The organism is Halobellus captivus (assembly GCF_007655485.1).
GTDB classification, from domain to species: Archaea; Halobacteriota; Halobacteria; order Halobacteriales; family Haloferacaceae; genus Haloquadratum; species Haloquadratum captivum.
In genome coordinates, this window is sequence record NZ_VJXQ01000016.1 from 1 (window position 1) to 710 (window position 710).

Here is a 710-nt window from a genome sequence, read left to right on the forward strand (position 1 = left end):
CAGTCGCCGAGGTCGCTGTACACGTCGTCGATAGTCCGCTCGTCGCTGCCCTCCGCGGCGGCGACGGCATCGACCGCGGCCGGTGACGCGGCGTCGTACGTCTCTTCATACTCGGTGATGCGCGTCGTCAGCTCACGAACACGATCCTGCAGATCCTCGACGGAATGGTCGGCTGCGAGCTGGTTGGTGCGTCGCCACTCGAAATACGCGTCGTTGCGCTCGTAGGTGGTTGGATGGCCGTCGTGTCGGGTGACGATGCCGAGGGCGTCGAACCACCCCAGATACTTCCGGGCGGTCTTGGGGTCACAGTCGGCGCTGTCGGCGATCGCGCTCGCCGTCGTCGGCTCGCGGGTCTGCAGGATGGTGCCGTAGATACGCTGTTCGACGTCGTCGCTGCTGAACGGCTCCTCGAAGGGGGGCGGCCCATCGGGGGCATCTGTCTCGGACATATTCAGGATTGCAGCGCGAAGGATATATTTCTTACTTCAAGGAATAGTTTCCTGAAGTACAGTCTCCCCCCGGTAGCCCTCCGTTTTGCGGCGAGATTGAGCGTAGTTAACCAACAAATGGCGCGATATAGCGAGTCTGTTGGTTAATCTTCTCGGCTCGCAGAATCAGAACGCTCGAGAGAGGTTTTCGGATGGCGGTGAAGCGGCGCCGCTACTAAGATTGGCCACCGAAGAATCGACTCAACAGAGAGGATGGCTCTG

1 protein-coding gene is annotated in these 710 nt (G+C 60.7%); it reads right to left on the reverse strand.

Annotated elements, in window-relative coordinates; all coding sequences use genetic code 11:
- The coding region (locus FJT57_RS16280; protein ID WP_144906889.1) for a DUF7342 family protein at positions 1–449 on the reverse strand (449 nt) is incomplete at its 3' end.
- Positions 450–710: the final 261 nt, after the last annotated feature.